The sequence below is a fragment of the Photobacterium sp. GB-50 genome (genome assembly GCF_003026755.1).
In the GTDB taxonomy this organism is placed as follows: domain Bacteria; phylum Pseudomonadota; class Gammaproteobacteria; order Enterobacterales; family Vibrionaceae; genus Photobacterium.
Genome location: NZ_PYNX01000015.1, coordinates 60228 through 81319, shown reverse-complemented (window position 1 = coordinate 81319; position 21092 = coordinate 60228). Strand labels below are relative to the sequence as shown.

Here is a 21092-nt window from a genome sequence, read left to right as displayed (position 1 = left end):
AACATGATGAAATCAATAAAACACATGCTGGCTTCTCTCACGCTTGCTGCGGGTGTGCTCTCTGCACCCGCAGTAGCCAATGAGAACCCGCAACTTTCAGATCGTACTTTTCGTACTGTGAACAAAGTTCAAGAACTCATTGCAGAGGAAAAGTACAACGAGGCCATTAGCAAACTAAATAAATCGTTAAGTAGTTCAAATAAGAAGAAGTATGACCGTGCCGTGTTATTGCAACAAATGGGGTTTCTTTACTCTTTAAAAGATAATTACCCGAAGGCTGCCAAATATTTTGCTGACGCATTGAAAATGGATGCGCTACCAGTACCGGTGGCACAACAAGTTCGTTATAGCTTGGCACAGTTATATTTAGCAGAAGAGCAATACAAAAACTCGGTCAACACCATGAATACATGGTTTAAAGTTGCTAAAACGACCAAAGAAAAACCACCCGCGCATGCTTACATCACACTGGCAAGTGCTTATGTTCAAATGGGAAATTATAGAAACGCAATTGCACCTACAAAAAAAGCGATCTCAATGACGAAATCGCCGAATGAATCGTGGTACTTATTGCTAGTTTCATCCCATTACGAATTAAAGCAATACAAAAGTGTTGCGAGTGTCCTGAAAACCTTAACGAATAAGTATCCAAAGAAAAAACGTTATTGGATGCAACTATCTGGGGTTTATATGGAGCTCAACCAGAATAAAAATGCGCTAGCGACTCTTGAAGCTGCTTACAAATTAGGTTTGTTAGAGGGAGAAAAAGAACACCTTCGCTTAGTAAACTTTATGGCATACCAAGGTATTCCCCACAGAGCAGCGAAGATAATGGCGCAAGAAATGGCAAATAATAACATTGCTCGTACTCATGCAAATATTGAGAAGCAAGCCAGTTTTTATCATCAGGCAAAAGAGCTAGATGAAGCCATCAGTACCTATAAGCAAGCTTTTAAAATTGCACCTTCAGGTAAACAACAAATCCGTATCGTTAAATTAATGATACAGGATAAGCAATTTAAGCAAGCAACTGCTTTTGCTAACAGTTCATCCAACGCTAAACGCGATGAAAAGGCTGAACTCGCTTACCTTAGGGGCATGGCTTACTTTGAATTAGATCAGCATCAAAATGCTTTAAAGGCGATGAAAACAGCTGCGCAGTCATCTTCGATGAAAAGCAGTGCTGAGCCATGGATTGCATTTTTAGAAGACCAAAGCTAAAGGTACCATCACCTTTCACTGTCGTGATCTTGTGTGAGTCAGTCACACTGTTTGGGGAAGTATTTATTACTTCCCCTTTTTTATCTCGTTAAGCACCGCATTTTGTGTGTCTGATAATGTTTGTTTCAACGTCTTAGCATTTTCTTGCTCAATGACAGCAACGACATTTACTTGCTGATCTGCAATTTGATGAAATTGAGAGAGATACCAATCACCACTTTCATCTGGTTCATTCGCATTAGTACTAAACGAGCTCACAACACTTATTGAAATTACAGCCGTTTTTATAGCATTAATAAGTACACGCCACATCATGAATAAATCCCCCTAAGAGCATTATTAATCAATTCATTCTGTAATCTGCAGAAATTGTACCAATCTTAAAAATGTTATTATTTCTAATGTTTTTGACAAAAAACGGGCTCAGTTAGTCTAACTCACTAAGCTAAATCGTTAACTTTTCGTTAAAACGACCAGTTATAGAGACAAAAAAGGCCGTTTAATAACGACCTTTATATAAGCACTCATTTCTATTGAATAGCTAACCACTCTGGTACATCAGCAATACTGTCTAACACCACGTTTGCTAACGCTTCACCTTCATCCGTGATCGGCTTACCTGTACGTACGAGCACTTTTAAAGCAACATCAGCAGCTGTGGCTGCTTTCATGTCATCCGCTTTATCACCAATCATCACAGATTGCGACATATCGATTTTCAAGAAATCGCGAGCTGAAATAAACATACCTGGTTTGGGTTTACGGCAATCACAATCTTGCAAGTAATCACCCTGCCCTTTTGTTGCATGGTGCGGGCAGTAGTAAATACCATCAAACTCAACGCCATTATCAACAAAATTCCAGTCCATCCACTCTGTTAATGAAGTAAATTCATCTTCACTAAACATACCGCGAGCGATACCTGATTGGTTAGTCACCAATACGAGTAGATAACCCATTTCTTTGAATTTTTTACATGCTTCAAATACCCCGTCAATGTATTCGAAATCATCAACGGTATGGACATAGCCGTGATCAACATTAATCACGCCATCACGGTCAATAAAGACTGCAGGTTTGGCCAAAAGGATAGCCCTCTTAAATCATAAATTTTTTAGATTATGGCACGAGTTAATAATGAAGAGTACTCGTTATTGATTAACGCTCACAACATAGCCGTTTGGACGTCTAGATGTAAAAATAGCTATTGACAGCTTTTATAATAGAACATAGCATCATAATTTCAGGTTGATTACTTATTTAACCCTAATAAAACAAATAACCATAAATTTATACAATAGTTTTTCAAGATCATACAATAGTTTTATCTAGGAGCAGGACGTTCAATGATAGAAATAAAGCAACTCAATAAAGTCTTCTATCAAGGCGATAAGGCTATAAACGCATTAAGCGATATAAACCTTACAATTAAGCAAGGTACTATCTTTGGGGTTATTGGCTCATCCGGTGCAGGGAAAAGTACCCTCATTCGTTGTGTTAATTTGTTAGAGCGCCCTTCTAATGGTCAAGTGATTGTCGATGGTATCGATCTTACTACTCTATCGAACCAAAAACTCACTTTGGCTCGTCGTAAAATAGGCATGATTTTCCAACATTTTAATCTCCTTTCATCTCGCACAGTTTTTGATAATGTTGCTTTGCCTCTTGAATTAGCCAATACCAATAAAGCGATAATAAAAACAAAAGTGACAGAGTTACTGGCTTTAGTCGGTCTTGAAGATAAACACCAAAGCTACCCAGCAAATTTAAGTGGTGGACAAAAGCAACGTGTCGCGATTGCTCGTGCGTTAGCCTCTGATCCCAAAGTGTTACTCTGTGATGAAGCCACCAGTGCATTAGATCCTGCCACCACGCATTCGATTCTGGAGCTACTGCAAGAAATTAACCGAAAGCTAAACCTAACTATTTTGCTTATTACCCATGAAATGGATGTCGTGAAGCGTATCTGTAGTGAGGTCGCAATTATTGGTGACGGTAAATTAGTTGAACAGGGATCAGTCGGTGATATTTTCTCACACCCCAACACCGAATTAGCCAAAGACTTTATTCGTTCAACATTGGATTTGTCGATTCCAGCTGATTACCAAGCTCGTATGACGCCAGCACAAGTTGAAAACTCATACCCTCTTATTCGTTTAGAGTTCACCGGTGCTTCTGTTGATGCGCCACTGATCAGCCAAGTAACACGTAAGTTTGGTTTAGATATCAGTATTCTCAGCTCGGATATGGATTATGCGGGAGGAGTAAAATTTGGACTGATGTTAGCAGAGTTTTTTGGTGATCAAGACTCTGTTGAGAATGCGGTCAATTTTCTACGTCAAAATAAAGTAAATGTTGAGGTGCTTGGCTATGTCGCTTAATGATTTAACCCTGTGGTGGCAACAAAATACCCGCCTGATTGATTTACTGATTGAAGCATTAGGACAAACACTAACCATGGTGTTTGTATCAGGGCTAATTGGTTTTGTTATTGGTATTCCTTTGGGTGTCACCCTTCACTTAACGAAGAAAAATGGCTTATTAGAAAATACCGTTGTTAATAACATCCTTGGCATTATCGTTAATATTGGCCGCTCTATTCCTTTTATTATTCTGCTGGTTGCGATCATTCCATTTACCCGATTTGTCGTAGGTAGCTCAATTGGTACTGCTGCGGCGATAGTTCCTCTTGCTGTAGGAGCAATTCCTTTTATTGCTCGTTTAGTTGAAGGGGCATTGTTAGAAATTCCATCAGGCCTTGTGGAAGCAGCACAATCTATGGGAGCAACACCACTACAGATCATTAAGAAAGTGCTATTACCAGAAGCATTACCAGGCATCATCAATGCGGTAACGATCACCCTTGTTACCTTAGTCAGTTATTCCGCGATGGCGGGTACGGTTGGCGGTGGCGGTTTAGGTGATGTCGGTATTCGTTATGGCTACCAACGTTTCGATGGCACCGTCATGGCTATCACAGTCGTCGTTCTAATAGTACTGGTCCAAATTATTCAATCTGTCGGTGATTACCTCGTAAAACGTGTTGATCATCGATAATCAAAACACTTTAAGGAAAACCCCATTTTAAGGAGAAGTTGTATGGCGTTTAATCTAAAACATGTTTTTGCTCTTGCAGGTGTTGCTGCAGCCCTATCACTAACAGGCTGTAGTGAAAAAGAAGCCGTAGTTGATAATAGCAAGGTAAAAATTGGCGTCATGGCAGGAGCCGAAGAGCAAGTTGCTGAAGTTGCTGCAAAACAAGCAAAAGAAAAATATGGCTTGGATGTAGAATTAGTTTCTTTTACTGATTACGTATCACCGAATGCGGCATTAGAAGAAGGCTCTATTGATGCTAATGCTTTCCAACACAAACCATATCTTGATCAGCAAATTAAAGATCGCGGTTACAAGTTTGCGGTAGCGGGGAATACTTTTGTTTACCCAATCGCAGGTTACTCAAACTCAATCAAATCTGTTGATGAGCTAAAAGACGGCGATAAAGTGGCAGTACCAAACGATCCTACCAACCTTGGTCGTTCACTCTTACTTCTTCAACAGCAAGGCCTAATTAAACTAAAAGACGGTTCAGGTTTAACTGCTACAGTATTAGATATTGTTGAAAACCCGAAAAACCTGAAGATTGTTGAGCTAGAAGCAGCACAATTACCACGCTCTTTAGATGATGTGGCACTGGCTGTTATTAATACCACTTACGCAAGTAGCATCAACTTAACGCCTGAGCGTGATGGTGTGTTTGTAGAAGATAAAGAATCACCATATGTCAACCTGATTGTGTCTCGTGCAGATAATGTGAATGCGGAAAACGTGAAGAAATTTGTTCAAGCGTACCAATCTGAAGATGTATATAACTCTGCAAAAAATATCTTTAATGGTGGTGTGGTAAAAGGTTGGTAATCCCTACTTTCCTGTAACCATATACTTATCGGGTAGGTCTCAGCACCTACCCTTTTTTATGCTATATTCTTAGCTCTTTTGGCTTCTTAATTGGCTTCATTCCATGTCTTATAACATCGAACCTATCGGCATTATCCACTCTCCCTATAAAGAAAAATTTGCTGTTCCTCGGCAGCCTGGGTTAGTGCCAAGTGCGCGTTCTGAAATTATTTTACAAGGTGCTGCAAATTCATTAGAAGCGGTAAGAGGCATAGAGCAATTTAGTCATTTGTGGTTATTATTTTTGTTTGATCAGAATTTAGATGCCGGATGGCGCCCAACCGTTAGACCGCCTCGATTGGGTGGTAATGAACGTATTGGTGTGTTTGCCAGCCGTGCCACATTCCGCCCTAATGGGATTGGCATGTCTGCGGTCGAATTAAAAGGCATTCGCCATGAAAACGGTAATGTGATCATTGAACTCGGTGGTGTTGATCTCGTTGATGGTACGCCTATTATCGATATTAAGCCTTATATCCCTTATTCAGACAGCTTGCCACAAGCACAAGGTGGATTTGCTTCTAACACACCGGATCTAATGCCCGTGTGTTTTAGTGAAACAGCGCTCAATCAACTACCAGCAAAAAACAAAAGCTATTATCAAACCGTGATCTGTGAAATTTTAGCGCAAGATCCACGTCCTGCTTATAAGAAAGGTAAGCCCGATCCAAAACAATATGCGGTGCATTTATTTGATTTTAATGTTCACTTCTCAGTAACAGAGCAACAAATAACCGTTAATCAGATCGAGAAAGTTAATCAATAGCAGATCTTATACAGTTCTCTTTGGCGAATAACGTGTAGGCTGGTAATATATTCGGCTATCGTCAGATCACTGACGGGCGGGATTTATTCCTTCTTTTTTTAATTTAATTAATCAACGGATACCATCAATGCGTACCAGTAACTATCTTCTTTCTACTCTGAAGGAGACTCCAAACGACGCAGAAGTTATTAGCCACCAGCTAATGCTACGTGCAGGTATGATCCGTAAGCTGGCTTCAGGTCTATACACCTGGCTACCTACAGGTCTGCGTGTACTGCGTAAGGTCGAAAACATCGTTCGCCAAGAAATCGACAATGCAGGCGCAATCGAAACCTTGATGCCCGTTGTTCAGCCGTTTGAACTATGGGAAGAAACAGGTCGCTCTGAGAAAATGGGCCCTGAACTACTTCGCTTTACTGACCGCCATACTCGTCCGTTTGTGCTTAGCCCAACAGCAGAAGAAGTGATCACAAGCCTAGTACGCAACGAAGTAAGCTCTTACAAGCAACTTCCGTTGAACCTGTACCAAATCCAAACTAAATTCCGTGACGAGCGTCGTCCACGTTTCGGCGTAATGCGTGCACGTGAATTCTGCATGATGGATGCTTACAGCTTTGACATTGACAAAGAAGGTCTACAAAAGTCTTACGATGCAATGCACGACGCTTACTGTAAAGCGTTCGATCGCATGGGTCTTGAGTACCGTCCAGTATGGGCCGACTCTGGCGCAATCGGTGGTAATGGCTCTCAGGAGTTCCACGTATTAGCAGAAAGCGGCGAAGACTTAATTGCATTCTCAACTGAATCTGACTACGCAGCAAACATCGAAAAAGCAGAAGCACTAGCCCCTGCTCACGATCGTGCAGCACCAACAGTGGAACTGTCTGTTATCGATACACCTAATGCGAAAACTATCGATGAGTTAGTTGAGCAACACGGTATTGCTATCGAGAAAACGATCAAGACGCTATTTGTTAAAGCTTCTGATGAAATCGATGCGCCTATCGTAGCGCTATTGGTTCGTGGTGATCACGAATTAAACGAAATTAAAGCTGAAAACCTAGACTGGGTTGCTTCTCCACTTGAAATGGCAACTGAAGAAGAAATTCGCCAGTTCGTTAACGCAGGTCCTGGCTCACTTGGTCCTGTCGGTCTTGAGCTTCCATTTATCGTTGACCGTACTGTTGCTGTAATGAGCGATTTTGCTGCAGGCGCAAACATCGATGGTAAACACCATGTTGGTATCAACTGGGGCCGTGACGTTGAGCTAGATCGCGTTGAAGATCTACGTAATGTAGTTGAAGGTGATCCAAGCCCATGTGGCCAAGGTACATTGATGCTAAAACGTGGTATCGAAGTGGGTCACATCTTCCAGCTGGGTAATACATACTCTGAGAAGATGAACTGTGGCGTGCTAGATGCTAACGGTAAAAACACCATTCTAGAAATGGGTTGTTACGGTATTGGTGTATCACGTGTTGTGGCATCAGCTATCGAACAGAACCATGACGAAAACGGCATTATCTGGCCAGATGCGCTTGCACCATTCCACGTTTCTATTGTTCCTATGAACATGGCGAAATCAGAAGAAGTAAAAGAAGCGGCAGAGAAGCTATATGCCGATCTAACTGCTGCTGGTATTGAAGTACTGTTTGATGATCGTAAAGAACGCCCAGGAGTCATGTTTGCAGATCACGAACTACTAGGTATTCCACATACTATCGTTATTGGTAACCGTAGCCTTGAAAACGGTGAGATGGAATATAAAAACCGTCGCACAGGTATCAAAGAAGCCGTTGCTGTAAATGATGTTGTTGCGTTTATTAAGCAAAAAATGGCTTAAGTAAAAAGCTAATAACATATTGAAAAAGCTGTCGTTATGGCAGCTTTTTTTCTATTCTTTATTTTAAAAAAACATTTTACTCACTCCCATTTTTTTATGTAACAGTAAATATCCGTTACAATCTTGCCGTTATCATTGATCTGCTCAAAATATGCCCTATAGTGACAAATCAAATAGTTATTGATCTTGTCGTAATGGAACAGGCTTTATTTAATCGATCTCATTCCTCACCTTCCCCTAAGCTAAAGCAAAAACCTTTAGCTGCGGATCAACGTCTGTTGATCCTGCAAAAACTTCAAGGGAAGCTGGAGATCCAAGCGTTATTTCAACCTCTCTGCCGAGAGCTAGATAAACAAATTGATATCGCTCGTTTAGTCTGGACCCTTGATGAAACTACAACATTGATCCGCCAAGGAAAACCGACACCTCATCAAAACAGCTTTGCTTTACGCTTTGGTGATAACTCTTTAGGCTCACTTCATTACTCCACTCTTTATCCGTTAGATAACGACGAAATAAGCCTATTACATACCTACCACCGTTTATTTGCAGGCCCTCTATTTAATGCGATTGAATATCAAAAAGTAAAACATATGGCACTGAAAGATAAACTTTCAGGGCTATGTAATAGAATGTGTTTTGAGCAAGATATTCATCATGCTATTGCGATGAGCGAAAAACGAGATGTGGAGTTGGTACTGTTTATTTGTGACTTAGATAATTTTAAACAAGTGAATGATAACTTTGGTCATCTTGATGGCGACAAAGTCATTAAAGATTTTGCTAATGCACTGAAGTTTGCAACGCGCACTTCAGATCGTTGTTATCGCATTGGAGGTGATGAATTTATTATTTTACTTCAACCTGCCAGTGCTCGCTCTGAAATAAAAGTGGTATCACGGATCAACCAATATATTCAACAAAGCCCTATCTTGGGTATCTTAAATATTGGATTTTCTTATGGCACAGCGACCTTTAATAAAGGTGATTCTATGCTGTCTTTAATTGAACGTGCCGATCGTAAACTTTATCATCACAAGCGTAATAAATAATCATCTCGTTGCGCTAAGCACCATAAATCCTACGTTTTTATTTTATTTAACGCTATGATGATCCACGTTAATAGTGAGTATATTCGAAGTGAGCCCCTACATTCTCTTCGAATACTTTCTAGAAAGGATGAATGATGCAAATTTATCAATGCTGTGAGCTTATCCGAGCAACTTACGCGCAAATTGGTAGTGGTGATCAAGGTTATATTCCTGCGGCTATTAGCTGTGCAATTAAAACCTTCAATGATATTGCCGAAGATACTAATTTACCGCTTGAAGTCCGTGAGCGTGCAGCGTTTGCTGCAGCAAACTTATTAATCAGTGATCATGAGGACAAATAATGGATTTAGCTAAATTTGAAAGCATGGATCCCATCATGTTAATGAGTATTGTCAACATGAAGATCCGTGATGACTTTCAAGATCTCGATGAACTCGTTAAATTCTACGAGATTGATCGCCAAAAGCTGATCGATAAACTTGCAAGTGCTGGCTTTGAATACTTGCCTGAAGTTAAACAATTTCGCTAAACAAAAAACGGAAGCTTAAAGCTTCCGTTTTATTTTTAGGTTAAACCCGTATTAGCCTTTAAAGATCGGCAGTAAATTTGCCATCGCCATAATGTGGAAGATTGCGGTCACCACACCAAAGCCAATCACAACATATACCGTCACATTACCGCCAGGCACAACAAACCCATCTTTCTTTTCTTTGCATTGACGAGTCTTTTTCGCTAATAAAGCAGGAATAATACACGCCCAAATCGTTGCAGCAGCACCGGCTAAACCAATCGCAGACAAGAAACCCAGTGGTGCAAATAATGAAAGGATCAGCGGTGGTAAGAAAGTGATAGCCCACGTCTTCAAGCGTCCTTGTTTTGAATCTTCAAAGCCAAATAAATCGGCCAAATAATCAAAAACCCCCAAACCAACTCCGATAAACGAAGAAACAACAGCGGCAATCGAAAAAATACGGATTGCTTGTTTAATGCTGTTTGAGTCAATAACGCTATCAAGTGCTTGCGTTAAAGCATCAATACCACCACCAGCCGAAACCACAGGACCAAATGCATCACGAGGTAAGTTGCCAAAAATACAAATCACCCACACTAAATAGAAACCTAACGCGATAAATGTGCCACCTAGAATCGCATTTTTAGCTTGGTATTCATCGCGGTAATAGTCGCGCATTGTGCTCACCGAATGGTGGTAACCAAAAGAAGTTAATGCTATAGGTAATAGTGCTAACGCATAAGGAGAATAGCTGGCATGTAAGTGAGTTGTATCCAGTAAAACAGGAACTTTGATATGCGTCGCTAGTCCTGAAATTCCAATTAAGAAACTCACCAACATAAAAACAATCAGTAAAATAGAAATACGATCAACCGCACGCGTTGAGTGCAGAACAAAGGTTGAACTGATTGCGACAAATAAAATAGAAGCTAACTTACTATCAACCCCTAATATATTACTAAAAATCATACCTGATGATGAAATATAGGCATAAAGCAAGATACCACCAACAAAGTATAATGACAGATTATTAATAATATTAATTTTAGTATTAAGTACATCTTTTGTGATGGTATTAAAAGACACTTTAAAATCATAATGCTTAAGCGCTTCTAATAATAACCAGCCTGATAATGTCATCATAACCATGGTTAAAGATATTGCAATAACGCTCCAGAATGTCCATGCACCCGCCCCAGCACTCGGTAAACCTAACATGCCCGCGCCTACACAAACGCTTGCAATAATACACGCTCCGCCAAGTGTCGATGGTTTGCTCATTTCTTTCCCTTCCAACTATCGTATCAGTAGACTAGTACACTAATACCTTTTGTATTTTATCGCAATAAAAAGTTACTAAGCAGGCTAAAAAAACAACATAATAAAAATTAGCTATATATCCTTCTTCACAAAACATGATTTAAAAGCATAAAAAACACCGTAATAAATAATATATTACGGTGCAAAGTAAATAATATTTCGATGAAAGATAGGGTGCTTGAACTTACTAGGAAAATAATGCCCTATTTGTCTTTTTTAAGAATTAAGAGCAATCGTAATATCATGACCAGAAAACTCAGAGACGACAAAATACCCCGCTACAGCAGCAAGTTTATCGCCATAAAAGATAAGAGGCGTACGGCTGCGTAACCAACTTGGCACATTATATTCTTGATAAAGTTTTTTTAATTTTCTGCTGCCACATCGCCCTACAGGTTTTATAGCATCACCTTGATAGTGAAAGCGCACGGTTATAGACTCATCAGATTTAGGCTGTCTTAATAAAGGATAAGCACCCTCTTGGCTTAAAACCAGCGTCCCTAAGTTTTGCGGTAGCTGGCAAGGAGAATCTAAATCAATATTGTTTTTCCACTGGCTAATATCATCCCACTGCCGCAGTAAATATAACTTCTTTTGATAGCGACGCAGTTCAACATTTGCCCAACACAGTTTAGGATTCGCATCTTCTTTTGCCTGAACTACGTTAAACCAAATCTGTTCAAGCTGTGCTAATGATGGCATTAAGACTGATTGTTTTTTTAACCATTGACGAATTAACGCCATACCGACACGTTGAGTCACATAAGAAGCAAGCAGTAAGCTACCATCAGCTTGGATCGCTTGAGCAAGTTGGGTGGCTAATAACTCAGCTAGTAATGCTTCTTGCTCACCGCACAATGCGCTACTTCGTGCGACTGATTTATGAATACTTGGCCAACGTTCAACTAAACGAGGCGTTATTTGGTGGCGAATAAAATTGCGATCATAACGCTCATCTTGGTTGCTTTCATCTTCAACCCAAGAGAGTTTATGCTTCAATCCGTATTGCTCAATATCAGCACGAGTAATATTGAGTAATGGTCTTAAATGCATCCCTTTAGCAAAAGGGAGTATCATCGGCATCGCTGCTAATCCAGCAGGGCCACTCCCGCGCTTTAATGCCAATAGAAAAGTTTCAATCTGATCGTCACTGTGTTGAGCGGTTAATAGCATGTCACCCATGTTGACGTGTTGCGCTAAAATGTTATACCGCGCTTCTCGTGCAGCTTGCTCAAGGCTAATTCGGTTTCCTGTTAGCACTTTTACACGTTCAACATCACAGCTAATGCCGGCACTTTTAGCCCAAACCACACACTTATCAGCCCATATATCAGCATTAGTGCTTAACCCATGATGTACATAAACGGCATGACAGCTATATTCTGGATTTTGTGTAATAAATCGCGCTATTAAATCAAGCAGTACACGAGAATCGAGCCCACCACTAAAAGCAAGAACAAACCGTTTGCTTGCAGGGAGATGAGTCAATAATTGACGACAAAAAGCAGAATACAACATGATATCTTTCAACATTAAGAGAAAACTATAGTCTATCGCAGCCTATCAAAGCACTAAATGGGAAAAACAAAAAAGGCCAGCTTAATTGCTGACCTTTTACTAAACGTTACATCAACTTTTTAGCAGTAACCATAACTCATTAGACGCTGATAACGACGTTCAAGTAACGTCTCAGTATCTAATTCATCCAGTTCAGCCAATGTTGCCTTAAGTTGTGCTTTTAATGTATTTGCCATTAGTAACACATTACGGTGAGCGCCACCCAGCGGCTCTTCAATGATGTTATCAATCAGCTCCAACTCTTTTAAGCGAGGAGCTGTCATACCCATTGCTTCAGCCGCTTGCGGTGCTTTGTCTGAATCACGCCATAAGATTGATGCACAACCTTCTGGTGAAATAACAGAGTAGGTTGAATATTGCAGCATATTAACGCAATCACCCACACCGATCGCTAATGCGCCGCCAGAGCCGCCTTCACCCACCACATTACAGATAACAGGCACTTTCAAGCCAGACATAACTTTTAGGTTCATCGCGATAGCTTCTGATTGACCACGCTCTTCAGCGCCGACACCAGGATATGCACCAGCTGTATCAATGAAGGTAATCACAGGCATATTAAAGCGCTCTGCCATTTTCATTAAACGTAATGCTTTACGGTAACCTTCTGGTTTAGGCATGCCAAAGTTACGCTTCACCTTCTCAGTCGTACCACGGCCTTTTTGATGACCAATCACCATAACAGGACGGCCATCAATACGGGCAATACCACCGACTAACGCTTTATCATCAGCAAACGCGCGATCGCCTGCCAATTCATCAAACTCTTCGAACATGTGCTCGACATAATCAAAAGTATATGGGCGCTGAGGATGGCGTGCGAGTTGCGCAACCTGCCATGCACCAAGATCACCAAAGATTTTCTTGGTAAGCTCTAGGCTTTTCTTTTCTAGTTGCTCAATTTCTTTTTCTAGATCAACCGAATTAGACTCATCACGACGAGATACATCACGTAATGCTTCAATTTTTGCTTCTAGCTCTGCAATCGGTTGTTCAAACTCGAGGAAGTTCAGGCTCATACCACTTAAAATCCTTTTGCTTATGATGATGATAGGGACTTAACTACCCTATCATAAACATTAAGCGCATTTAATTAAACTCAAGCTCGACCTGCTTATCACCTAGGAGTGTTTTTAGATCCGATATTAATTGATCGGCTGGCGTTATTCGCCATTCTGTTCCTAAAGTGAGTTTGGCACGGGCATTCGAGCGCTGATAGTACACATTAACAGGCACAGTACCTGCTCTGTGTGGTTCCAACACTTGGCTGAAACGGGCAAAAAACTGCTCATCAATCTGCTGTTCTGTTACAGATATAGCAAGACCACGGAGATGCTTTTCTCTCGCTTCTGATATATCGAGCACTTCACGTGCAGACATTCTAAGGCCACCATTGAAATCATCAAAGCTGACCTGTCCTGATATCACCACAATTTTATCTTTTTCAAGCAGATCAATATAACGATCTAAGGCATCAGAGAATAGCATGACTTCCATTCGACCTGAACGATCATCAAGCGTCATTAAACCAATTCTGGTCCCACGTTTGGTTGTCATTACACGGGCGGCAATAACAAGCCCAGCAACAGACGCTACCTTATCACGTCCTGTTTGCTGCGCATCTTTTAAACGCCATGTGGTGTAATGTTTTAATTCTGAGAGATACGCATTTATAGGGTGACCTGTTAGGTATAAGCCTAATGTTTCACGCTCCCCTTCCAACCAGACTTTATCTGGTGCTTCAGGGATATTAGCATACTTATTCTCAACTTCTTCAGGGGCGGCCGTTAATACGCCAAACATGTCGGCTTGACCAAAGGCTTCGGCTTGGTGGTGCTGACTCGCTGCTTTTATCGCATCATCTAAAGTTGCCAGCATCGCTGCACGATTAGGCCCTAAACGATCCATCGCCCCCGACTTAATCAGTTTCTCTAAGACACGTTTATTGACTTTTTTAGTATCAATACGGGCACAGAAATCAAATAAATCTTTAAAGTGGCCACCTTTTTCACGGGCACTAATAATATTTTCAATCGGGCCTTCACCGACCCCTTTTACCGCACCGATACCGTAAACAACGGCACCGTCTTCATCAACATTAAAACGATATAGACCTTTATTAACATCCGGCGGCAGCAGCTTTAGCTTCATACGGTGACATTCGTCAACCAAGCTAATGATCTTGTCCGTATTATCCATGTCGGCTGTCATTACCGCTGCCATAAATTCGGCAGGGTAATGTGCTTTTAACCATAAGGTTTGATAAGACACCAATGCATAGGCGGCTGAGTGCGATTTGTTAAATCCGTAACCGGCAAATTTCTCTACCAAGTCAAAGATTTTCATTGATAGCTCGCCATCGACGCCATTTTTTATCGAGCCTTCTTCAAACACGGCTCGCTGCTTCGCCATTTCTTCTGGCTTTTTCTTACCCATCGCACGACGCAGCATATCCGCGCCACCAAGGGTATAACCCGCCAGCACCTGCGCGATCTGCATTACCTGCTCTTGGTACAAGATAATGCCGTAAGTCGGATCGAGAATTTCTTTTAATGACTCGTGTTGCCATTTTTCATCAGGATAAGAAACCGCTTCTCGACCATGTTTACGGTCAATAAAGTTATCTACCATGCCTGATTGCAACGGGCCGGGACGGAATAGTGCCACTAGAGCGATCATATCTTCAAAACAGTCGGGTTGAAGACGTTTGATCAGATCTTTCATACCACGGGATTCGAGCTGGAATACCGCAGTTGATTCTGAGCGCTGCAACATCGCAAAGGATTTAGGATCATCCATTGGAATCGCGGCGATATTTATAGGCTCTTTGCCTTGTTCAACCAAACGTGGGTTAATTAGCGCTAATGCCCAGTCAATAATGGTTAATGTACGTAGACCTAAGAAGTCGAATTTAACTAACCCCGCAGTTTCAACATCATTTTTATCAAACTGAGTAACGGGGTTATTACCCTCTGCATCACAATATAAGGGAGCAAAGTCGGTGATGGTTGTTGGCGAGATAACCACACCACCAGCGTGTTTACCTGCGTTACGCGTTACCCCTTCAAGAATGCGACACATATCAATCAAGTCGCGAACTTCTTCATCCGCATCATAGGCTTGACCTAATTGAGGTTCGGCATCAAACGCTTTGGCGAGTGTCATCCCAGGCTCTGCTGGCACTAACTTTGAAATGCGATCAACAAAACCATACGGGTGACCTAGCACACGACCAACATCGCGGATAACCGCTTTGGCTGCCATAGTACCGAACGTAATAATCTGTGATACCGCATCACGACCATACATTTCAGCCACGTGATCGATAACCAAATCACGCTTATCCATACAGAAATCGATATCGAAATCGGGCATGGAAACACGTTCAGGGTTCAAGAATCGCTCGAAAAGTAAGTCAAACTCCAGCGGATCTAGATCGGTGATTTTCAGCGCGTAAGCAACCAATGAGCCCGCACCTGAACCACGGCCTGGGCCTACTGGTACATCGTTATCTTTCGACCACTGAATGAATTCCATTACGATCAAGAAGTAACCAGGGAATCCCATTTGGTTAACAACTTTTAATTCGATATCTAAACGCTCATCATATTCAGGACGACGAGCAGCACGCACTTCTGGATCGGGAAATAAAAATTCTAAACGTTCTTCGAGTCCTTCTTTGGATTTAACAATCAAGAAGTCCTCAATTGTCATATCACCCGTTGGAAAATTAGGTAAGAAATACTCACCTAATCGAACGGTTACGTTACAACGCTTTGCGATTTCAACTGAGTTTTGTAGTGCTTCTGGGATATCAGCAAATAACTCGCACATTTCTTCTTCACTACGAAGATACTGCTGTGCGCTATAAAGTTTCGGACGGTTGGGATCGACAAGGGTATAGCCATCATGAATAGCAACGCGAATTTCATGTGCGTCAAACTGATCGGCAGTGAGTAAACGAACATCATTGGTAGCGACAACAGGTAAATCGGCTTTTTCTGCCAGCTCAATCGCAAAGTGAAGGTAGGCTTCTTCATCAGCACGCCCTGTACGTACTAATTCCAAATAATAACTATCTGGGAAATGGGTTTGATAAAAAGCAACCAAGCTATCAACCATGTTCTGGTTGCCTTTTAATAAAGCTTTACCCACGTCACCATTTTTACCACCGGATAGGATAATAAGCCCTTCACGGTGATTCACGAGCCACTCTTTATCAATAACAGGCAGGTGCTGTACATGACCACGTTGGTAGGCTTCAGAAATCAATAACGTAAGATTTTTATAACCTTCATTATTGGCAGCAAGAATGGTGAGTTCAAATAGTTCATCGCCCATCTCTGCTGACTGTACTTTGAAATCAGCACCGATAATTGGCTTTATTCCGGCATCATGAGCAGCAAAGTAAAACTTCACTAAACCACATAGGTTAGTAAAGTCTGTCATTGCGAGTGCAGGCATACCAAGTTCTGATGCCTTTTTAACGATTGGCTTTACTTTCGCCAAACCGTCAATCATCGAATAATCACTATGAACACGAAGGTGGATAAAACGTGGTTCTGCCATGACAACCTAATTTATTACGTAACTTAATTATGAAAATTATACCTGAAACAAGGTATGAGAGGTATTGAGCAAACAAAAAAATGGCATAGCGAATAGCTATGCCATTAGTCTGTAAAAAGAAAAATCGTTTAGTCTAACCCCAATACTCGCTTTACGGGTTTAAAGCTCTTACGATGCTGATCTATTGCGCCGTATTGCTCTAATGCTTCAAAGTGTGCTTTGGTTGGATAACCTTTATGTTTAGCAAAACCGTACTGCGGAAACTCAGCATCTAATATTTCCATTTCACGATCACGGGTCACTTTAGCAATAATGGACGCGGCACTGATCTCTGCAACACGTAAATCCCCTTTCACCACAGCCTGTGCCGCCATCGGTAATTCAGGCACTTTGTTACCATCAATAAGTACGTAATCTGGCTGTACACTTAAGCCTGCTACTGCGCGCTGCATCGCAACCATCGTTGCTTGCAAGATATTCAACTTATCAATTTCGTCCGCTTCACAACGACCTAATGACCAAGACAACGCTTTTTCTTTGATTTCATCAAACAACAAATTGCGTTTTTTTTCGGTCAATTTTTTAGAATCCGTTAAACCTTCAATGGGATTATTCGGATCTAAAATCACAGCCGCAGTCACCACTGCGCCAACTAATGGCCCACGACCGACTTCATCCACCCCAGCAATACAATTTGCTTGCGGGTAAACAAAAGGTTCAAACTCTTTTTTCTCAGCCATTTTACGCTCTATCAATCAAGGCAAGGACGGCATTTGCTGCTTGCTCATCAGCATTACAACGAATGGTTTTATGCATCTGCTCAAATTTCAACATCAGCTCAGAAGTGTCACCATATAGCATTTTATCCACTTCATGATAGAGCTTCTCTGGCGTGCAATCTTCTTGCAAAAGCTCGGTGACCAACTCTTCATCTGCGAGAATATTTGGCAATGAAACATACTTAGTTTTAAGCATTTTCTTAGCCAGCCACGCCGTTAATGGTTTCACTTTATAGCCCACCACCATCGGACGCTTCACTAACATACATTCTAATGCAACTGTACCCGATGCGAGCAATACAGCATCCGAAGCAATCATTACATTACGAGCAGTATCATCCACCAGCACGAAATCAAGATCCGGTGCTGTTTGTTGCCACGCTTGCTCAAATTGTGCTCGACGCTTTTGATTAACCAGTGCAACGACAAAACCTAAATCAGGATGTTTAGCCTTAAGCTTTTTACACGTTTCGATAAACGGTGGCGCGAGCATTTCCATTTCGCTACCTCGGCTTCCGGGTAATACCGCAAGCCATCGTTTATCAGGATCTAGGCCTAATAATCTTTGTGCAGCACCTTGGTCGGTTTGCAATGGAATAGCATCTGCCATGGTGTGCCCGACGAACTCACAAGGAACATTAAACTTATCGTAAAACGCTTTTTCGAATGGCAAGAAAGCAAGCACAAGGTTGGTGGCAGCTTCGATTTTAAAGATACGCTTTTGGCGCCATGCCCATACCGATGGGCTGACATAATGCACGGTTTTAATACCGCTTTCTTTTAAATCTTTTTCTAGGCGTAAGTTAAAATCAGGCGCATCTATACCAACAAAAACGTCTGGCGGGTTATCGCTAAAGTATTTAACAAGCTCTGCTTTGACCTTAAATAAGCGAGGTAAGCGACCTAATACTTCAACAATCCCCATCACCGCGAGCTCTTCCATATCAAACAGCGCTTCACAGCCTTCTGCCTGCATACGAGGACCAGCAACACCAACAAATTCAGCATCTGGGTATTTGGCTTTAACAGCTTTAATAAAACCTGCACCTAAAATATCGCCGGAGATTTCTCCGGCGACAATTCCTATTCGAAGTGGCTTCGTCATTAGCGAATAATACCGCGTGTCGAGTTTTCAAATAGTTTCAGGAATAAGCCAATTGAAGGATAATCTTTACTCATTTCTTCAAGTACAGGTTTTACTTCAGCTAGCGTTTTACCTGAACGGTAAATTTCTTTATATGCACGACGAATAGCATGTAATTCTGGTTTTTCAAAACCACGACGCTTTAAGCCTTCGATATTAATACCGAACGGTTTCGCATGGTTACCTTGCGCCATTACAAATGGTGGCACATCTTGAACAACAATAGAGCCGCCGCCGATAAAACTATGTGCGCCGACAGTACAGAATTGGTGTACTGGCGATAGTGCAGAAATAATCGCGTAATCTTCAACTGTTACGTGACCTGCTAATGTCGCGTTATTGCCCATGATAATGTTATCGCCCACAACACAATCATGCGCAATATGTACATTGACACAGAAAAGGTTATCACTACCTACGATAGTCACACCTTTATCTTGTACTGTGCCGCGATGCATTTGAACACTTTCACGGATCACATTGCGATCACCAATCACAAGACGTGTTGCTTCGCCTTGATATTTCTTATCTTGGCACTCTTCACCGATCACGGCGAATGGGAATATACGGTTGTCTTTACCGATCACCGTTGGACCTTTAATCACAACGTGTGACATCACTTCAGTGCCTTCACCAATTTCAACATCAGTGGCAATATAAGTGAAGGGACCAACTTTGACATTAGCGCCAATCTTTACACCGTCTTCAATCACTGCTGACGGATGAATTTGTGCGGTTTCATGGATCATGAGAATACTCGTCGTGCACATTTAAGTTCAGCTGAACATACCACTTCGCCGTCAACTGTTGCTACGCCATTAAATAGCGCAATACCGCGACGCTCTTTGATAAATTCAACATCTAAAATAAGCTGATCACCAGGACCTACAGGCTTACGAAACTTTGCTTTATCGATACTTGCAAAGTAGTACAGTTCATTTTCAGCAGGCGCACCAAAGGTTTTAAATGCAAGTAGACCTGTTGCTTGTGCCATCGCTTCTAAAATCATTACACCTGGAAATACCGGCATATTAGGGAAATGACCAGTAAATTGAGGCTCATTGACAGAAACATTTTTGATTGCTGTTAACGTTTTGCCTTCATCATAATTAGTAACACGGTCAATCATTAAGAAAGGATAACGATGAGGAAGCAGTTCCTGAATTTCTGTGATGTTTAGCGTCTTATTTTCGCTGGTCAAAACTAAATACCTGTATTAGAAAGAATAAAATAATATTCAATATCAATGCAAAACGGCCTACACAAGGTAGGCACATCAATTAAACGTAAAAACTTACTTACCTTTCGCTGCGAGTTCTTTTTCAACAGCTTTTAAACGTTTGTTCATATCATCAATACGATGAACACGCGTTGCAGTTTTACGCCATTCGCGGTTTGTTTGTAATGGAATACCTGAAGAGTACATGCCTTTTTCTTCAATACTTCGCATTACCATGCCCATACCAGTGATGGTTACACCATCAGCAATGTTGATATGGCCATTTAATACTGATGCACCACCAATAATACAATATTTACCAATTTTGGTGCTACCAGCGATAATTGTACCACCCGCCATCGCTGTACCATATCCGATCTGCACGTTATGGGCGATTTGCATTTGGTTATCAATGATCACATTGTCTTCAATAATGGTGTCATCGAGTGCACCACGGTCAATCGTCGTACATGAACCAATTTCAACACGATTACCAATACGCACAGAGCCCAATTGAGGGATTTTTACCCACTCACCTTTATCATTAGCGTAACCGAAGCCATCAGCACCAATAACCGTGCTTGATTGCACTAAACAATCGCTACCTAACTTTACATTGTGGTAGATAGTGACATTGGCCCATAATTTAGTGTTATCACCAATCACCGCATCTTTACCGATAAAACAACCCGCACCAATTTGCACGTTATTACCTAAGGTAACACCCGCTTCAATCACTGCGTTATGGCCAATAGCAACGTTATTACCAAGCGTAGCCGTTGGATCTACAAATGCAGATGCCGCTATCTCGGTTGCTGCTGCTGGCGTTGTATCTAATAGTTGTGCAACTAATGCGTAGCTTAAGTAAGGATCTTTTACAACCAGTGCATTACCTTGGAAGAATTCGACATCCGCTTCTCGTAGCATTACTGCATCAGCCTTGCAATCAGCAAGTTGCTTACGGTATTTGCTATCAGAAAGGAACGTTATTTGACCTTCCACTGCCTTGCTCATCCCAGCAATAGAATGAATTTCCACCGAGCCGTCGCCTTGAAGCTCTGCACCTAATTTTTCAGCTAGTTTAGCAAGTGTGATTGCAGCCATATTTACCTTATACCTATTGTAACAACAGCCAC

Annotated in this window: 20 protein-coding genes; 9 read left to right on the top strand and 11 right to left on the bottom strand. The window is 41.5% G+C overall.

The window, feature by feature from the left end; translation table 11 throughout:
- The first annotated feature begins 6 nt into the window (after positions 1-6).
- Positions 7-1221 carry a lipopolysaccharide assembly protein LapB gene (locus C9J41_RS16370; protein WP_107207759.1) on the top strand — a complete coding sequence of 405 codons (1215 nt, stop codon included), beginning with the start codon at positions 7-9 and terminating at the stop codon, positions 1219-1221.
- 66 nt (positions 1222-1287) lie between these two features.
- Here the strand turns inward: C9J41_RS16370 and C9J41_RS16365 are convergent, their stop codons facing one another.
- Both C9J41_RS16365 and gmhB read right to left on the bottom strand, forming a co-directional pair.
- Entirely contained in the window at positions 1288-1536 is a 249-nt protein-coding gene (locus tag C9J41_RS16365; protein ID WP_107207701.1) for a hypothetical protein, read from the bottom strand.
- 215 nt (positions 1537-1751) lie between these two features.
- On the bottom strand, positions 1752-2306 hold the full coding sequence (gene gmhB / locus C9J41_RS16360; protein ID WP_107207702.1) for a D-glycero-beta-D-manno-heptose 1,7-bisphosphate 7-phosphatase: 555 nt from the start codon (positions 2304-2306) through the stop codon (positions 1752-1754).
- Between the two features lie 261 nt (positions 2307-2567).
- Here gmhB and metN point away from each other — a divergent pair, with 261 nt between their 5' ends.
- The 8 genes from metN (at position 2568) to C9J41_RS16320 (ending at position 9365) form a co-directional block, all read left to right on the top strand.
- Positions 2568-3602 (top strand): methionine ABC transporter ATP-binding protein MetN, encoded by a 1035-nt coding sequence (metN, locus tag C9J41_RS16355; RefSeq protein ID WP_107207703.1) that lies wholly within the window; start codon positions 2568-2570, stop codon positions 3600-3602.
- Entirely contained in the window at positions 3592-4278 is a 687-nt protein-coding gene (locus tag C9J41_RS16350; protein ID WP_107207704.1) for a methionine ABC transporter permease, read from the top strand. The genes metN and C9J41_RS16350 overlap by 11 nt, the downstream gene beginning before the upstream one ends.
- 42 nt (positions 4279-4320) lie before the next feature.
- The gene (locus C9J41_RS16345; protein ID WP_107207705.1) at positions 4321-5136 is read left to right on the top strand and encodes a MetQ/NlpA family lipoprotein; all 816 of its coding nucleotides are present in this window, start codon (positions 4321-4323) and stop codon (positions 5134-5136) included.
- Between the two features lie 103 nt (positions 5137-5239).
- Positions 5240-5941, top strand: coding sequence for a tRNA (N6-threonylcarbamoyladenosine(37)-N6)-methyltransferase TrmO (gene tsaA, locus C9J41_RS16340; RefSeq protein ID WP_107261067.1), 702 nt, complete (start codon positions 5240-5242; stop codon positions 5939-5941).
- 127 nt (positions 5942-6068) lie between these two features.
- Positions 6069-7784, top strand: a complete 1716-nt coding sequence (locus C9J41_RS16335) for a proline--tRNA ligase (protein ID WP_107207707.1) — start codon at positions 6069-6071, stop codon at positions 7782-7784.
- 194 nt (positions 7785-7978) lie between these two features.
- The gene (locus tag C9J41_RS16330) at positions 7979-8836 is read left to right on the top strand and encodes a GGDEF domain-containing protein (protein WP_107207708.1); all 858 of its coding nucleotides are present in this window, start codon (positions 7979-7981) and stop codon (positions 8834-8836) included.
- Between the two features lie 134 nt (positions 8837-8970).
- A complete protein-coding gene (locus C9J41_RS16325) occupies positions 8971-9177 on the top strand; it encodes a YaeP family protein (RefSeq protein ID WP_107207709.1) in 207 nt (68 codons plus the stop codon).
- A complete protein-coding gene (locus C9J41_RS16320) occupies positions 9177-9365 on the top strand; it encodes a DUF4250 domain-containing protein (RefSeq protein WP_107207710.1) in 189 nt (62 codons plus the stop codon). Before C9J41_RS16325 ends, C9J41_RS16320 begins: the two co-directional genes overlap by 1 nt.
- Positions 9366-9416: 51 nt before the next feature.
- On the opposite strand, the gene C9J41_RS16315 is transcribed toward C9J41_RS16320, so the two are convergent.
- The 9 genes from C9J41_RS16315 to lpxD all read right to left on the bottom strand — a co-directional run bounded on the left by C9J41_RS16315 (position 9417) and on the right by lpxD (position 21060).
- Positions 9417-10628 (bottom strand): aromatic amino acid transport family protein, encoded by a 1212-nt coding sequence (locus C9J41_RS16315; RefSeq protein ID WP_107207711.1) that lies wholly within the window; start codon positions 10626-10628, stop codon positions 9417-9419.
- Positions 10629-10883: 255 nt separating this feature from the next.
- A complete protein-coding gene (gene tilS / locus C9J41_RS16310; protein WP_107294795.1) occupies positions 10884-12200 on the bottom strand; it encodes a tRNA lysidine(34) synthetase TilS in 1317 nt (438 codons plus the stop codon).
- Positions 12201-12304: 104 nt separating this feature from the next.
- Positions 12305-13264: an acetyl-CoA carboxylase carboxyl transferase subunit alpha gene (gene accA, locus C9J41_RS16305; RefSeq protein ID WP_006647122.1), complete on the bottom strand. Its 960-nt coding sequence runs from the start codon at positions 13262-13264 to the stop codon at positions 12305-12307.
- 70 nt (positions 13265-13334) lie between these two features.
- Positions 13335-16814, bottom strand: coding sequence for a DNA polymerase III subunit alpha (dnaE, locus tag C9J41_RS16300; RefSeq protein ID WP_107294794.1), 3480 nt, complete (start codon positions 16812-16814; stop codon positions 13335-13337).
- 128 nt (positions 16815-16942) lie between these two features.
- Positions 16943-17554, bottom strand: coding sequence for a ribonuclease HII (gene rnhB, locus C9J41_RS16295; protein ID WP_107294793.1), 612 nt, complete (start codon positions 17552-17554; stop codon positions 16943-16945).
- Between the two features lies 1 nt (position 17555).
- The gene (lpxB, locus tag C9J41_RS16290; RefSeq protein ID WP_107294792.1) at positions 17556-18698 is read right to left on the bottom strand and encodes a lipid-A-disaccharide synthase; all 1143 of its coding nucleotides are present in this window, start codon (positions 18696-18698) and stop codon (positions 17556-17558) included.
- Positions 18698-19486, bottom strand: a complete 789-nt coding sequence (gene lpxA, locus C9J41_RS16285; RefSeq protein WP_107207715.1) for an acyl-ACP--UDP-N-acetylglucosamine O-acyltransferase — start codon at positions 19484-19486, stop codon at positions 18698-18700. The genes lpxB and lpxA overlap by 1 nt, the downstream gene beginning before the upstream one ends.
- A complete protein-coding gene (fabZ, locus tag C9J41_RS16280; RefSeq protein ID WP_005371673.1) occupies positions 19483-19938 on the bottom strand; it encodes a 3-hydroxyacyl-ACP dehydratase FabZ in 456 nt (151 codons plus the stop codon). Before fabZ ends, lpxA begins: the two co-directional genes overlap by 4 nt.
- A 93-nt stretch (positions 19939-20031) precedes the next feature.
- Entirely contained in the window at positions 20032-21060 is a 1029-nt protein-coding gene (gene lpxD, locus C9J41_RS16275) for a UDP-3-O-(3-hydroxymyristoyl)glucosamine N-acyltransferase (protein WP_107287843.1), read from the bottom strand.
- Positions 21061-21092 lie beyond the last annotated feature (32 nt).

Bases quoted from the DNA above. Each gene is read 5' to 3' on its own strand.
- C9J41_RS16365 (WP_107207701.1), bottom strand. From the start codon at position 1,536: ATGATGTGGCGTGTACTTATTAATGCTATAAAAACGGCTGTAATTTCA.
- C9J41_RS16345 (WP_107207705.1), top strand. From the start codon at position 4,321: ATGGCGTTTAATCTAAAACATGTTTTTGCTCTTGCAGGTGTTGCTGCA.
- metN (WP_107207703.1), top strand. From the start codon at position 2,568: ATGATAGAAATAAAGCAACTCAATAAAGTCTTCTATCAAGGCGATAAG.
- tsaA (WP_107261067.1), top strand. From the start codon at position 5,240: ATGTCTTATAACATCGAACCTATCGGCATTATCCACTCTCCCTATAAA.
- lpxB (WP_107294792.1), bottom strand. From the start codon at position 18,698: ATGACGAAGCCACTTCGAATAGGAATTGTCGCCGGAGAAATCTCCGGC.
- rnhB (WP_107294793.1), bottom strand. From the start codon at position 17,554: ATGGCTGAGAAAAAAGAGTTTGAACCTTTTGTTTACCCGCAAGCAAAT.
- C9J41_RS16370 (WP_107207759.1), top strand. From the start codon at position 7: ATGAAATCAATAAAACACATGCTGGCTTCTCTCACGCTTGCTGCGGGT.
- dnaE (WP_107294794.1), bottom strand. From the start codon at position 16,814: ATGGCAGAACCACGTTTTATCCACCTTCGTGTTCATAGTGATTATTCG.
- lpxD (WP_107287843.1), bottom strand. From the start codon at position 21,060: ATGGCTGCAATCACACTTGCTAAACTAGCTGAAAAATTAGGTGCAGAG.
- accA (WP_006647122.1), bottom strand. From the start codon at position 13,264: ATGAGCCTGAACTTCCTCGAGTTTGAACAACCGATTGCAGAGCTAGAA.
- C9J41_RS16335 (WP_107207707.1), top strand. From the start codon at position 6,069: ATGCGTACCAGTAACTATCTTCTTTCTACTCTGAAGGAGACTCCAAAC.
- C9J41_RS16320 (WP_107207710.1), top strand. From the start codon at position 9,177: ATGGATTTAGCTAAATTTGAAAGCATGGATCCCATCATGTTAATGAGT.
- C9J41_RS16330 (WP_107207708.1), top strand. From the start codon at position 7,979: ATGGAACAGGCTTTATTTAATCGATCTCATTCCTCACCTTCCCCTAAG.
- C9J41_RS16315 (WP_107207711.1), bottom strand. From the start codon at position 10,628: ATGAGCAAACCATCGACACTTGGCGGAGCGTGTATTATTGCAAGCGTT.
- C9J41_RS16325 (WP_107207709.1), top strand. From the start codon at position 8,971: ATGCAAATTTATCAATGCTGTGAGCTTATCCGAGCAACTTACGCGCAA.
- tilS (WP_107294795.1), bottom strand. From the start codon at position 12,200: ATGTTGAAAGATATCATGTTGTATTCTGCTTTTTGTCGTCAATTATTG.
- C9J41_RS16350 (WP_107207704.1), top strand. From the start codon at position 3,592: ATGTCGCTTAATGATTTAACCCTGTGGTGGCAACAAAATACCCGCCTG.
- lpxA (WP_107207715.1), bottom strand. From the start codon at position 19,486: ATGATCCATGAAACCGCACAAATTCATCCGTCAGCAGTGATTGAAGAC.